Source organism: Variovorax sp. CCNWLW186, from assembly GCF_037203865.1.
In the GTDB taxonomy this organism is placed as follows: Bacteria; Pseudomonadota; Gammaproteobacteria; order Burkholderiales; family Burkholderiaceae_C; genus Variovorax.
In genome coordinates, this window is sequence record NZ_JBBCBO010000004.1 from 76,028 (window position 1) to 88,656 (window position 12,629).

The following is a 12,629-nucleotide window of genomic DNA, read 5'->3' on the forward strand; positions in this document are numbered from 1 at the left end:
CCCTCAGCCGAGCCAGCGGCCGATGCGCGGCGCGGTTTCGAGCTGCCAGATGCGCTCGCACAGCGCCTTGGCTTCTTCGGCCGTGGCACCCTCGCCGTAGTGCGCAAGGCGCTGCATCTTGTCTTCGATCTCGGCGCGGCTCAGCGTGTTGCCCGGGTCGCCCTTGGGCTCGTCCACTCGGCCCTGCAGCGTGTGGCCGTCGCGGGTCTGCACGCTCAGCTTGCCGATCCAGCGCGCGGGGTAGGCGGTATCGACTTCGGCATCGAGTTCCATTGCCACCTTCTCGCGGAACGCGGCCACCTCGGGCGCGAGAAAGTCGCGGTCGAATTCGCCCAGCCCGGCGCGGCCGTGCACCGCAATCAGGCCCAGCACCGTGCCCATCGAGAACTTGCCCTGGTGCACCGTGGCCGGCACCGTGACGCGGCCCAGCACGTCGATGGCGCCCTGGTGCACGTGCGCGGTCACGCGGGCCACGTCGTCGGGCTTGAGACCGTGTTGCGTCATCACCTGCAGCAGCGCATCGGCCGCGGGATGGGTGTGGCGGCACGAGGCGTGGTACTTGAACGAGGTTTCTGCCAGTGCCCAGCGCGTGCCGAGGCGGTCGGTAAGCCGAGCCGGATCGGCATCGCTCGACATGCCCACGCCAAGGCCCTGCGCCCCTTCGAGCACCTTGGCGGCGCCCGTGAAGCCGTCCTGCGCAAGGTAGGCCGACATGAGCCCGCTGGCTGCCGCATGCGCGCAGTGCAACTGCTTGGAGTCGGCCGCATCGCGCAGAAACTCCCACACCCCCGCTGACTGCGTGCCGGCCGAGCCGAAGGCGTGCAGCATCTGCTGCGGCGTGAGCTTCAGCAGGCTGCCCACCGCGGCGGCCGCCGCCAGCGTGCCCGCCGTTGCCGTGGTGTGAAAGGTCTTGTAGTGCGAGCGGCCCAGGAATTCGCCCACGCGGATGCCGACCTCGTAGCCCGCGACCACGGCCGCCAGCAACTGCGCGCCGGTCGCGCCGATGCTCTGCGCCACGGCCAGCGCGGGTGCGATGACCACTGCGGCGGGGTGGAACACCGAGCCGTTGTGCACGTCGTCCTGTTCCACGTAGTGCGAGGCCGCGGCGTTGACCAGGGCGGCAAACACCGGTGAGCTGGTGCGGCGCGAAGTGAGTATTTCGCTCGGCCCGTCGGCGGGCCCCATCATCTGCGCGAAGCGTTCGATGGAGCGCACCGGCCGCGCGGTGCGGGCCGCGAGCACTGAACCGAGCCAGTCGAGCATCAGGTCTTCGGTGCGGCGCAGCACGGGCGCGGGAATGTCCGCGAACTTCAGCTCGGCGGCGAAGGTGGCGAGCACCTTGCTCGGATGGTTCGAATCGGTCATTGGATCAGTCCCTTCAGAACGAGCGGGGGAGGCCGAGCATGTGCTCCGCCACGTAGCTCAGGATGAGGTTGGTCGAGATCGGCGCGACCTGGTAGAGCCGCGTCTCGCGGAACTTGCGCTCGATGTCGTATTCGCAGGCAAAGCCGAAGCCGCCATGGAACTGCAGGCAGGCGTTGGCGGCCTCCCAGCTGGCCTTGGCCGCCAGGTACTTGGCCATGTTGGCCTGCGCGCCGCAGGGCTCGCGCGCATCGAACAGGCGGCAGGCTTCATAACGCATGAGGTTGGCGGCCTCGATCTCGATGAAGGCTTCGGCAATGGGGAACTGCACGCCCTGGTTCTGGCCGATGGGCCGCCCGAACACCACGCGCTCTTTCGTGTATGCCGTGACCTTGTCGATGAACCAATAGCCGTCGCCGATGCATTCCGCCGCAATCAGCGTGCGCTCGGCATTGAGGCCGTCGAGGATGTACTTGAAGCCCTGGCCCTCTTCGCCGATCAGGTTCTCGGCCGGAATCTCGAGGTTCTCGAAGAAGAGTTCGTTGGTCTCGTGGTTCACCATGTTCAGGATGGGGCGCACCGTCATGCCGTTGCCGATGGCCTCGCGCAGGTCGATGATGAAGATCGACATGCCTTCGGACTTTTTCTTCACGTCCGCCAGCGGCGTGGTGCGCGCCAGCAGGATCATCAGGTCCGAATGCTGGATGCGCGAGATCCACACCTTCTGCCCATTGACGACGTAGCGGTCGCCCTTCTTCACGGCTGTGGTCTTGATCTTGGTGGTGTCGGTGCCCGTGCTGGGCTCGGTCACGCCCATCGACTGCAGGCGCAGCTCGCCGGTGGCAATGCGCGGCAGGTAGTTGCGCTTTTGCGCCTCGCTGCCGTGGCGCAGCAGCGTGCCCATGTTGTACATCTGGCCGTGGCAGGCGCCGGAGTTGCCGCCCGAGCGGTTGATTTCTTCCATGATCACCGAGGCTTCAGTGAGCCCGAGACCGGAGCCGCCGTACTCCTGCGGAATGAGCGCGGCCATCCAGCCGGCCTTGGTGAGCGCATCGACGAACTCGGCGGGGTAGCCGCGCGCTTCGTCGACCTTGCGGAAATACTCGTTGGGAAATTGCGCGCACAGGTCGCGCACGGCATCGCGGATATCGGAAAAACGGGTGTCGTTGCTGCTGTTCATCCACCGAATCTATGCCTCTCCCGCGCGAGGCGGTTCTGTGATTGCGAAACCCTCCCTTCGCCAAATGCAAATGCCGCGCGGCAGGGTGTTCTGTCACGCTGCGGCGATGGACACCGAATCACTCTCCGCAATACGCGAAGCCGCGCTCGACTACTTCGTTCGCAGCCGTTCCATACAGCGCCGTCGCGAGCGCATGGAACGCCCCGATGCCGACGAGGCGCAAGGCTGGAGCGCGCTGGCCGAGCTGGGCTGGACCGGCATGCTGGCACCTGAATCTGCCGGCGGTATGGCCTTGGGCCTCACGGGGGCCGCCCAAGTACTGCGGGCGGCCGGCGAGCACGTCGCGCCCGAACCGCTGCTGGCGGTGGCAGGCCTCAGCGCGCTGCTGCTGGCGCGGCTTGAATCGAAGAGCGCGCAGTCGCTGCTTGCGGACCTCGTGGCCGGCCGCAGCCTGCCCGCATTGGCTTGGCAGGAGAGCGCGGGCGACCTGAGCGCCGTGCCGCTGGCCTGCGGTTGCGAGCCACGTGCGGGCCATGCGGGCGGCGTGCTGCTGCAGGGCGAGAAGCTCATGGTGCTGCCCGGCGCGGCGGCCAGCGGCTGGCTCGTGTCGGCGCGGGGCAGCGACGACGCGGTGCTGCTTTGGGTCCCGCGCGGCACTGCCGGCGTGAGCGAAACCCTGATGCCGCTGGTTGACGGCAGCCAGGCCGCGAGCCTGCGTTTCGAACAGGTGGAGTTGCCGCCCGAAGCGGTGCTGGCAGAAGGCCCCGCCGCGCAAGATGCGCTGCGCCATGCGTTGGCTGCCGGCCAGATCCTGCAGGCGGCCGAGCTGCTGGGCGTGGGGCAGGCCATGCTCACGCAGACGCTGGCGTACCTGCGCACCCGTTCGCAGTTCGGCAAGCCCATCGGCAGCTTTCAGGCGCTGCAGCACCGCTGCGTGGACATGTTCATTCACCTCGAGGTGGCGCAAGCGACGTTGGCGGAAGTGCTGTCGCTCGCCAGCCAGGGGCTCGCGGCCGACCGGCTCGAAGCCGAGGCCAGTCGCGTCAATGCCCGCTGTACCGCCGCGGCGCTGCAAGTCTCGCGTGCGGCGGTGCAGTTGCATGGCGCGATCGGCTACACGCAGGAGTGCGACCTGAGCCTGTACTACAAGCGCACGCTGTGCCTTTCGGCATGGCTCGGCAATGCCGCTGCGCACCAGCGCCGCCATGCCATGCTGGCCGAAGGCGGAGAGGCGCGAACCGGCGCGGCCGAATGGAAAGGCGAGTTTCCGCGCACGGCCGACTGGAGCGCGATGACCGAAGCGGATTTCCGCCGCATGGTGCGCGGCTTTCTGCAGCAGCGTTACCCGCAGCAGCTGCGCTACCTTTCGCATCGGGCCCGCTGGAGCGAGATACGCGATTGGTATCTCACCCTCTCCGAACAAGGCTGGATCGCGCCGGCCTGGCCGCAGGCGCATGGCGGCATGGGGCTGCCGGCCGACAAGCTCATTGCATGGATCGAGGAGCTGGAGCAGTACGGCGTCGCGCGCACGCCCGACCAGGGGATCGTGATGATCGGACCGCTGTTGATCCAGCACGGCACGCCCGAACAGCAGAGCCGGTTCCTGCCGCGCATATTGAGCGGCGAGCATGTGTGGTGCCAAGGTTATTCGGAGCCCAACGCCGGCTCCGACCTGGCCGGGCTGCGCACCGAGGCCGTGGAGGGGCGCGATGCAGAGGGCGACCACTTCATCGTCAATGGCCAGAAGATCTGGACCACGCTCGCGCAGGACGCCAACCACATCTTCATGCTCGTGCGCACCGACAAGGCGGCGCGCAAGCAGGAGGGCATCAGCTTTTTGCTGTGCGACCTGCGCACGCGGGGCATCACGGTGCGGCCGATTCACACGCTTTCAGGCGAGCCCGAGTTCTGCGAGGTGTTTTTCGACAATGTGCGCGTGCCGGCCGAAAACCTGGTTGGCAAGCTGCACGGCGGCTGGACCATTGCCAAGGCGCTGCTGGGCTTCGAGCGCATCTTTCTCGGCAGCCCCAAGCAGTCGCAGTACGCGCTCGGCCAACTGGCGCGGCTTGCACAGGCGCGGCGCCTCTTTGCAGACCCGGTGTTCGCGCAGCGCTTCGCGGCACTTCGGCTTGACGTGCTCGACCTGTCGGCCGCCTACACCGGCTTTGCCGACATCGTGCGAGCGGGCAAGCCGCTGCCCGCCTCGGTGTCGCTGCTGAAGATCTGGGCCAGCGAAACCTACCACCGTATCGGCGCATTGCTGATCGAGGCCGGCGAAGAACAGGGCGCGGTGGCCGGCGACCAGGTGCTCGACGGACAGACCTTCAACGTGCTGTCGCCGTTGATCGGCTCGACGGCCGCAATGATCTACGGCGGAACCAACGAGATCCAGCGAAACATCCTCGTGCGGCAGGTGCTTGATCTGCCTGTTTGAGCCGATTGCGTTCGCCCAAGAAATAAACAACAGGAGACAAGCCAATGGAAACCACGGACATCACACGGCGGCAAGCCGTCGCCGCGCTGGCAGGCAGCGCACTGCTGGCCGCACTGCCTTCGCGTGCCTTCGCGCAGCAGCAACCGCAGCTGCCGCCGCTCATCAAGCTGGTGGTCGGCTACTCCGCGGGCGGCCCGGTGGACGGCGCGGCGCGCCTGCTCGCGCCCGCATTGGGCCAGGAGCTCGGCACGCAGGTCATCGTGGAAAACCGGCCGGGTGCCAGCGGTTCGGTGGGCGGCGACGCGGTCGCCAAGGCTGCGCCGGATGCCGCGATGCTGTTCTTCGGTGCGAGCCCGACGATCACCATCAATCCGAACATCCAGCGCAAGATGCCCTTCGACCCGATGAAGGACCTGACGCCCATCGCGCCGCTGGTGGACTACACCAACGTGCTCGTGGTCAACAAGGACCTGCCGGTGCACAGCGTGGCCGAGCTGCTGGCCTACGCGAAGGCGCGGCCGGGCAAGGTGTTCTACGGCTCGGCCGGCATCGGCGCCTCGAACCACCTGAGCGGTGCGCTGCTCGAGAAGATGACCGGCGTGCAGCTCACGCATGTGCCGTACAAAGGCAGCGCGCCCGCGCTGGCCGACGTGATGGGCGGCACCGTGACGATGATGTTCGACATCATCGCCACCTCGCGCCCGTTCATCCAGTCGGGCAAGCTGCGCGCGCTGGCGGTCACATCGCGCCAGCGCAACCGCATGCTGCCCGAGGTGCCGACGATGATCGAATCGGGCGTGGCCGGGTATGACGTGGGCGGCTGGTTCGGCCTGTACGGCCCCGCGCGGATGGACCCGTCGCTGGTCGCCCGCCTGAATGCGGCCGCGCACAAGGCCATGGCGCGGGAAGACATCGCCAATCGCCTGCGCGAGCAAGGCTACGAGGTGTGGACGGGCGCTGCGGAACTGCTGGCCACCAAGGGCCAGGCCGACCGAAAGCTCTGGGCCACCGCGTCCAAGGGCATCGAGGCGGAATAGCCGATGGTGCCCACGCGAATCCACGAGCTGCTCGAAGCGCGCGCATCGCGCTCGCCCGAGGCGGTTTTTCTATTCGAGCTCTCGGGCACCGTGTCCTATGCAGAGTTGCAGGCCATGGCCGAGACCGCCGCGCAAGACCTGCTGGCCGCTGGCGTGCGGCCGACCGACCGCGTGCTGCTGGTGGCCGAGAACTGCGCCGCGCACATTGCGCTGATCATGGCGTGCAGCCGTGTCGGTGCCTGGTCGTGCGGCGTCAATGCGCGCATGTCGCCGGGCGAGATCGCGGCCATAGCCGAGCGCGCGGATGCGCGACTGTGCTACTTCACCACCGGCGCTTCGGAGGCCGCGCGCCAGCACGCCGTTCGCGCCGACGCCACATCGTCGGCACTGCCCGGGGTGATGCGCTCGGCCGCGCGTGCCGAGGCCCACCCGGAGGCCGACCCTGCGCTGGCGGATGCGGCCGCCATCATCTTCACATCCGGCACCTCGGGTACACCCAAGGGCGTGATGGTGTCGCACCGCGGGCTGCTGCATTTCGGCCGCGTGTCGGCCCGCGTGCGCTCACTGAGCCAGCGCGACCGGGTCTACGCCTTCCTGCCGATGACGCACATCTTCGGCATCGGCACGGTGCTGATGGCCGCGCTCACGGGCGGCGCTGCGCTGGTGCTGCGCGCCAGCTTTTCGCCCGCCGACATGCTGCAGGCGCTCGCGCATGAGCAGGTGTCGAACCTGCTCGGCCCCCCCACCATGTATGCGCGCCTGCTGGCGCACATCGAGGCGGAGCGAGCGGCGATTCGCTTTCCGGCGTTGCGCTACGTCTATACGGGTTCCGCGCCGCTCGACCTGGGGCTCAAGCAGCGCATCGAGGCGCTGTTCGGCCAGCCGCTGCACTATGGCTACGGCCTCTCGGAATACGCGGGCTCGGTGTTCCTGACGCGCGTCGAGGCTCCGCGCGCGGACACGGCCGCGGGCTACGTGGTGGAAGGCGGCGAGGCACGCATCGTCGACTCGGGCGGCAACGATGTCGCGCCGGGAGAAACAGGCGAAATCTGGCTGCGCGGCCCTGGCCTCATGCTGGGCTACTTTCGCGATGCGGCGGCCACGGCGCAGGTCATGCGTCCAGGAGGCTGGTACGCGAGCGGCGACCTCGGCCGCTTCGATGCGGACGGCGCGCTGTTCGTGGTCGGCCGGCTCAAGGAAATGATCATCCGCTCGGGTTTCAACGTGTACCCCGCCGAGATCGAAACGGTGATCGGCCGTTTCGACGGCGTGCATCTTTGCGCGGTGGTGGGCGTGCCCGAATCGGACGGCAACGAGCAGATCGTCGCCTTCGTCGAAATGAAGCCAGGCGCGGTTCTCGATGAACCCGCATTGCGCGACTACCTGGCGGAGCATCTGTCGCCCTACAAGCGCCCGGCGCGCATCGAGGCAATCGCCCCAATGCCGACCACAGCCAACGGCAAGGTGCTCAAGCGCGAACTGCAGGCGCGCTGCAGATAGCGGTCTTGTGCGCTGCATGCATCAGCCGAAGATGCAGGCATGGCCTTTCTGCGTATCCATGTACTCGCGCATGTAGGCGATGCGTCCGTCTCGGAGTTCGAAGATGAAGCAGTAGTCGTTGTCGTACTTTCTGCCGTTCGCAAGCATGGCCTGCATGCGCAGTTCGACGATCACGGTGTCGCCTTCGCAGTATCTGCTGCGGAAATCGACGGTGACATCGGAGACGAAAAGCTTCGGGAACATGTCCGCTAGAAAGTGCACGATGGCCTTCTGTCCGATCATGTGGTCGGGAATGTCCAGCGCCAGCGCGGTGGCGTTGCGCTGCGGCGCGAGCCACTCGGCGTCTTCCGTGAACCAGGCGGCGATGCGTGCTGCATCGTGGCTTGCGAAGGCCTTCCATGCGTCGGAAATGGTTCGCTTGTTCTGCTCGGGGGTCATGCGGTATTCAGTGCGGGAGGTGATCGAGCGCTGAAGATAGGCGCGAGGCCATCGCCGCGCGCGCCGCTTCCGGACATCTCCAACGCCACGGCCTCATGCGGTACTGCGCTGCTGCTCGGACTTTTCCTGCATCGAGCCGCGCCGCCGTCCTCCAGTGCCGTGCAGAAAAAGGGCGCATCGTGTATGCATCGATCAAGGAGCATCCAACCACCATGGCAGACGATCCCAGCAAGCGCGGCCCGCAAGACCGGAGCCGCATCAACGTGAACGAGCCGCACGAGGTGCGCTACTGGACCCAGACCCTGGGCGTGACCGAGGCGCAGCTGCGCTCAGCCGTCGCAGCCGCGGGCGTGGAGGTGAAGGACGTGCGGGTCTACCTCGGCAAACCGTAGCCTTGCGTCCACCCCGAAAACTCGGTTTCTCCGAGGCCCAAAGCGTAGGCACGCTCCTACACCCGCCGAAGAAGGCGGGGCCGATACTTGTTGACTTTCCTTCGCTCAGGAAGCGCAAAGTGAACGTGCCCATTGCCGTCCCCCGACCTGCAGGCCGCTGCTGTCTGCCGGCCTGTCCACAAAACGAGGCGAAGCCTTCGGGCGCCGCCGTGCAATGAAGGCCTCGCCAGGAGCCCGCAGCTGGATCGCCGCCGGCGTCCGCCATGAATTGCTCACTCGCGCCTTGCCGGCATTGCGGCACGACATGGCGGCGCCGGTCTCGGTCATTCGCATGGCATTGCTCATGCTCAAGCGCCAGGTCGGCGCGACGCCCATCGACCCCGCAGCCTGCGAAGAGCGCGTGGCGCTCATCGACAACCAGGTGTCCGAGCTCGTGGAGGGCATCCGCTCGCTGCGCGACTGGGAATTGGCCACGGCGGACGACGGCATCACGCGCAGCGCGCTGGTGGCGCAATGCGTGGGCTTGATGCGCGCGGCCTTCGACATGCACGGCGTGACGCTGGACGTCGACCCCGCGCTCGATCCTCTTGAAGGCGAACCCCGCAGGCCGCAGGGAGCCGCATTGCGCTACCTGCTTCTCGGCGGGCTCGGCTATCTGCACGACAGCGTGCCGGAGGCCGGCGCCATACGCATCGATGCCGACGGGGCTGACGCGCTTCGCCTGAGCGCCTTGCCGCGCGAATCCGGCGGCGTGAGCCCGGTGCTCGGTGCGCATCGTGCGCCGCGCGCATTGGCCATCGACGCCATTGCGCTGCAAAGCCTGGCCGAAGACCTGGGCTACACAGCGGCGCTGGAACGCGACAGCGTTCGCTTCTCGCTCGCCGCGGGCTGAGCAGGCCTTCGCCGCGGCGCGGGGCGCCGGGTGGGCCGGGGCGCCGCCGTCGGGCTGCCTTTGCCGTTCGCCTTCCGTGCTTTCGAGGCCTCGCGCAGTTCGCGCGCCAGCCGTTGCCGGTGCGCCCGCAGAAAGGCGAGCAGCCGCTCCTCCGCGGCGTGGAGACCGCGCGTGCGCCGGGCCGCGGTGCGGGCCGACATCTTTCGCAGCACCTCCGCGGATTCGTCTTCGGCATCGCCCGCAAGCGCACTGCCCAGCGCCAGCACCGCGGGGTGCACATAGGCCTTCTTGCACACCGCGGGCGTGTTGCCCAACTGCTTGGCCACTGCGGCCAGGATCTCCTTGGCGCTGTAGCGGCTGCCGTCGGCGGCGGTGCGGCCCGGTTCGCAGGCCAGCCGCGTGAGCTCCAGCGCCTGCACGGTGCCGTGCCAGGTCCGAAAGTCCTTGGCGGTAAAGCGCTCGCCCGGCGAGGCTTCGGCCAGGTAGTCGTTCACGTCGGTGGACGACACGCTGCGCAGCTCGCCGTCTTCGTCCTGGTACTGAAAGAGCGCCTGGCCGGGCAGCTGCTGGCATTGGCGCACCACCTTCGCCACGCGCGGATCGTCCAGCAGGGCTTCGTGCATGACGCCGCTCTTGCCCCGAAAGCGCAGCCGGAGCGCCGCACCCTGCACGGCGGCATGCCGGTTGCGCAGCGTGGTGAGGCCGTAGGAGCCGTTGCTGCTCGCGTACTCTTCATTGCCCACGCGCAGCAGCGTGGTGTCGAGCAGGCGCACCAGCGCAGCCAGCACCAGCTGGCGCCCCGGCGCGGCAGCCTTGCCGCCCTCTTGCAGGTCGCGCCCCACGCGTGCGCGGATGCGCGGCAGCGCAAGCCCGAAGGCTTCGAGCCGCTCGAACTTGGTTTCGTCCTTGAAGAGCCGCCAGTCGGGGTGGTAGCGGTACTGCTTGCGGCCCCGTGCATCGATGCCGGTGGCCTGCAGATGGCCGTTGGCCAGCGGACAGATCCACACCTGCGTATAGGCCGGCGGAATCGCCAGCATGCGGATGCGCGAGAGCTCGTCCGGGTCGCGCACCCATTGCCCCTTTGCATCGCGGTAGCGAAAGTGGTCCCCGTGCTTCAGGCGCCGGATGCCCGGCATGTCGGGGTTCACATAGACCAGGCCGTTGGCGATCGGCGTCGGCTTGGAAGGCGGCGAGGGCTGAGGAGGCGATGTGGAGCGTGCCGGCATGTGGTTCGGGTTGTAGCGATTCCCGTCGCTTGTGCCTGTGCCGGCAACCGTCGCCTGTAGGACGCCGCACGCGCCGCTGGTGCGATGGAGGCTCTTTGTTCCTGTGCGTCAGGGGCGCACCGGCTGCAGGTGCCACGTCACATTGAAATCGAAGGGCGTCCAGCGGCTCACCGTGACCCCCGCCTGCCGCAGGCCCCGGCCGGTCCAGGTATTGCAGGTCTCGAAGAGGTGGTAGCCGCCTTCGGCTTCGTAGAAGGCATCGTCGTTGCCGTAGTGGGCGCCGGCAATCGGCGTTGCGCGGCCTGCCGGCAGGGCGGCACGCACGTAGTCCGCGAGCTGTGCGTACTGCGCTTCTGAAAGCCGTAGGTGGAAGGCGTTGTGTCGCAGCTGCGCGCGGCGCAGGTAGGTGACGTGAAGCAGGGCACGGTTGCCGCCGAGCATGGCGCCGAATGCGCGCGACACGGTCAGGTCGCCCCAGGTCGGCGTGTTCAGGTAGAACTCGCGGTCTCCCCAGCCGATGGCGATGAACTCGGCGTCCGGCGGCACGGCTTTGAAATGCGCGAGCGGGAAGAGCTGCCGCCAGTCGATGGTTGCCGAGCGGATCGGAAACACCAGGTCGGTGTGTACGCCGTTGCTCAAGACCCAGGCCTGCACTCCGGGCGTGTTTGCGGTGGTGGTGTCCTGAGGCGTTGCGTTGGCTGGCCAGAACATCAACGCGCAGGCCGTGCCCATATAAAGCCCAGCCAGCAGCGGCAGCGCCAGTAGTGCAATGGCAATGCGCCTGGGCCAGCGGTTCGGCATCGAGCTAGAAGAGCGACGCAGTAGTCGCCGCCGCTTCCGCCGGTGCGCGCTGCACCCCTGCGCCGGAAGGCGCCATCGCCTCGGGGCTGCCCGCCTTTGCAAGCGCGCCCACGCGCACGCCCAACAGGCGCAGCGGCCGCTCGAGCGGCACGCGCTTCAGGCACAGCCCGCCAATCTGGCGGATGGTCTTGCCGTCGGCGATGTAGCGGTCGATGGTCTGGTCGCGCGTCGCAATCTTGAAGTCGTCATAGCGCAGCTTGATGCCGATGGTCTTGCCCACGTAGCCCTTGCGCTGCAGGTCTTCGGCCAGCTTCTCGCACAGGTGGGTGAAGATGGCGCCGAGCTCGGCGCGGTCGCGTACCGCATGCAGGTCGCGGTCGAACGTGGTTTCGCGGCTCATCGACACGGGCTCGCTTTCGGTCACCACCGGCCGGTTGTCGCGCCCCCAGGCCACCTCGTGCATCCACGCGCCGGTGGACTTGCCGAAATTCTGGATGAGCCAATCCCTGTCGCGCGCCGCGAGCTGGCCCACGGTCTCGATGCCGAAGCGCTTGAGCTTTTCATCGGCCTTGGGCCCGATGCCGTTCACCTTGCGGCAAGGCAGCGGCCAGATGAGGGTCTGCAAGTCGTCCTCGTAGACCACCGAGATGCCGTTGGGCTTGTTGAACTCGCTCGCCATCTTGGCAATGAGCTTGTTGGGCGCCACGCCAATGGAGCAGGTGAGGCCGGTCGCGTCGAGAATCGCTTTCTGGATGAGCCGCGCGAGCGAGCGCCCGCCGTCGCGCTGCCCGCCCGGCACGTCGGTGAAGTCGATGTACACCTCGTCCACGCCGCGGTCTTCCATCAGCGGCGCGACCTCCCTGATGACCTGCTTGAAAGTGCGCGAGTACTTGCGGATCTCGTCGAAGTCCACCGGCAGGATGATCGCCTGCGGGCACAGCTTGGCCGCCTTCATGAGCCCCATGGCCGAACCCACGCCGAACTGCCGCGCGGGGTAGGTGGCGGTGGTGATCACGCCGCGGCCCACGTAGTCCTTCAGGCGCGGAAAGGCGTCGACCGGAATGTCGGCCAGCGTGCCGCCTTCGGGCAGGCGCCGAATCGCCTCGTCCACGCTGCGCCGCCCGCCGCCAATCACCACCGGCAAGCCCTTGAGCTGCGGATAGCGAAGCAGCTCGACGGACGCGAAGAAGGCGTCCATGTCGAGGTGGGCGATGCGGCGTATCGGCGGCTTTGGCAAAGGCTGGGAACTCACGGGCCGATTGTCTCGCGGCCGGGCCGTGTCTGCCTGCGGCGGGTGCATGCCAGAATGCGGCGGACCGCGGTTTCGGCCGCCCGATGGCATCGAAAAGCATGGCAAGGAAAGGGAT

The 12,629-nt window shown here is 67.7% G+C and carries 11 protein-coding genes; 5 read left to right on the forward strand and 6 right to left on the reverse strand.

The window, feature by feature from the left end; all coding sequences use genetic code 11:
- Positions 1-3: 3 nt before the first annotated feature.
- Positions 4-1,365 (reverse strand): MmgE/PrpD family protein, encoded by a 1,362-nt coding sequence (locus V9K97_RS06365; RefSeq protein ID WP_337317048.1) that lies wholly within the window; start codon positions 1,363-1,365, stop codon positions 4-6.
- Between the two features lie 13 nt (positions 1,366-1,378).
- Complete coding sequence (locus V9K97_RS06370) at positions 1,379-2,542, reverse strand: acyl-CoA dehydrogenase family protein (RefSeq protein ID WP_337317050.1); 1,164 nt, start codon at positions 2,540-2,542, stop codon at positions 1,379-1,381.
- A gap of 106 nt (positions 2,543-2,648) precedes the next feature.
- On the opposite strand from V9K97_RS06370, the gene V9K97_RS06375 reads away from it, so the two are divergent.
- Genes V9K97_RS06375 through V9K97_RS06385 form a run of 3 tightly spaced genes read left to right on the forward strand, consistent with a single transcriptional unit; the run spans position 2,649 to position 7,513 of the window.
- On the forward strand, positions 2,649-4,976 hold the full coding sequence (locus tag V9K97_RS06375) for an acyl-CoA dehydrogenase (RefSeq protein ID WP_337317051.1): 2,328 nt from the start codon (positions 2,649-2,651) through the stop codon (positions 4,974-4,976).
- 44 nt (positions 4,977-5,020) lie between these two features.
- The gene (locus V9K97_RS06380; protein WP_337317053.1) at positions 5,021-6,013 is read left to right on the forward strand and encodes a Bug family tripartite tricarboxylate transporter substrate binding protein; all 993 of its coding nucleotides are present in this window, start codon (positions 5,021-5,023) and stop codon (positions 6,011-6,013) included.
- Between the two features lie 3 nt (positions 6,014-6,016).
- A complete protein-coding gene (locus tag V9K97_RS06385; RefSeq protein WP_337317054.1) occupies positions 6,017-7,513 on the forward strand; it encodes a class I adenylate-forming enzyme family protein in 1,497 nt (498 codons plus the stop codon).
- Between the two features lie 21 nt (positions 7,514-7,534).
- Here V9K97_RS06385 and V9K97_RS06390 read toward each other — a convergent pair whose 3' ends face one another.
- A complete protein-coding gene (locus V9K97_RS06390; protein ID WP_337317055.1) occupies positions 7,535-7,951 on the reverse strand; it encodes a nuclear transport factor 2 family protein in 417 nt (138 codons plus the stop codon).
- Positions 7,952-8,163: 212 nt separating this feature from the next.
- Here V9K97_RS06390 and V9K97_RS06395 point away from each other — a divergent pair, with 212 nt between their 5' ends.
- Together V9K97_RS06395 and V9K97_RS06400 are read left to right on the forward strand one after the other, a co-directional pair.
- A complete protein-coding gene (locus V9K97_RS06395) occupies positions 8,164-8,343 on the forward strand; it encodes a DUF3606 domain-containing protein (protein ID WP_126745678.1) in 180 nt (59 codons plus the stop codon).
- A gap of 214 nt (positions 8,344-8,557) precedes the next feature.
- Positions 8,558-9,235: a hypothetical protein gene (locus tag V9K97_RS06400; RefSeq protein ID WP_337295627.1), complete on the forward strand. Its 678-nt coding sequence runs from the start codon at positions 8,558-8,560 to the stop codon at positions 9,233-9,235.
- Here V9K97_RS06400 and V9K97_RS06405 read toward each other — a convergent pair.
- The 3 genes from V9K97_RS06405 to V9K97_RS06415 all read right to left on the reverse strand — a co-directional run bounded on the left by V9K97_RS06405 (position 9,181) and on the right by V9K97_RS06415 (position 12,562).
- Positions 9,181-10,461, reverse strand: a complete 1,281-nt coding sequence (locus V9K97_RS06405; protein WP_337317057.1) for a DNA topoisomerase IB — start codon at positions 10,459-10,461, stop codon at positions 9,181-9,183. The genes V9K97_RS06400 and V9K97_RS06405 overlap by 55 nt on opposite strands.
- 108 nt (positions 10,462-10,569) lie before the next feature.
- Complete coding sequence (locus V9K97_RS06410) at positions 10,570-11,262, reverse strand: TIGR02117 family protein (protein WP_337317059.1); 693 nt, start codon at positions 11,260-11,262, stop codon at positions 10,570-10,572.
- Between the two features lie 4 nt (positions 11,263-11,266).
- Positions 11,267-12,562, reverse strand: a complete 1,296-nt coding sequence (locus tag V9K97_RS06415) for a Y-family DNA polymerase (RefSeq protein ID WP_443098539.1) — start codon at positions 12,560-12,562, stop codon at positions 11,267-11,269.
- Positions 12,563-12,629: the final 67 nt, after the last annotated feature.

Bases quoted from the DNA above. Each gene is read 5' to 3' on its own strand.
- V9K97_RS06365 (WP_337317048.1), bottom strand. From the start codon at position 1,365: ATGACCGATTCGAACCATCCGAGCAAGGTGCTCGCCACCTTCGCCGCC.
- V9K97_RS06370 (WP_337317050.1), bottom strand. From the start codon at position 2,542: ATGAACAGCAGCAACGACACCCGTTTTTCCGATATCCGCGATGCCGTG.
- V9K97_RS06375 (WP_337317051.1), top strand. From the start codon at position 2,649: ATGGACACCGAATCACTCTCCGCAATACGCGAAGCCGCGCTCGACTAC.
- V9K97_RS06380 (WP_337317053.1), top strand. From the start codon at position 5,021: ATGGAAACCACGGACATCACACGGCGGCAAGCCGTCGCCGCGCTGGCA.
- V9K97_RS06385 (WP_337317054.1), top strand. From the start codon at position 6,017: ATGGTGCCCACGCGAATCCACGAGCTGCTCGAAGCGCGCGCATCGCGC.
- V9K97_RS06390 (WP_337317055.1), bottom strand. From the start codon at position 7,951: ATGACCCCCGAGCAGAACAAGCGAACCATTTCCGACGCATGGAAGGCC.
- V9K97_RS06395 (WP_126745678.1), top strand. From the start codon at position 8,164: ATGGCAGACGATCCCAGCAAGCGCGGCCCGCAAGACCGGAGCCGCATC.
- V9K97_RS06400 (WP_337295627.1), top strand. From the start codon at position 8,558: ATGAAGGCCTCGCCAGGAGCCCGCAGCTGGATCGCCGCCGGCGTCCGC.
- V9K97_RS06405 (WP_337317057.1), bottom strand. From the start codon at position 10,461: ATGCCGGCACGCTCCACATCGCCTCCTCAGCCCTCGCCGCCTTCCAAG.
- V9K97_RS06410 (WP_337317059.1), bottom strand. From the start codon at position 11,262: ATGCCGAACCGCTGGCCCAGGCGCATTGCCATTGCACTACTGGCGCTG.
- V9K97_RS06415 (WP_443098539.1), bottom strand. From the start codon at position 12,562: ATGCACCCGCCGCAGGCAGACACGGCCCGGCCGCGAGACAATCGGCCC.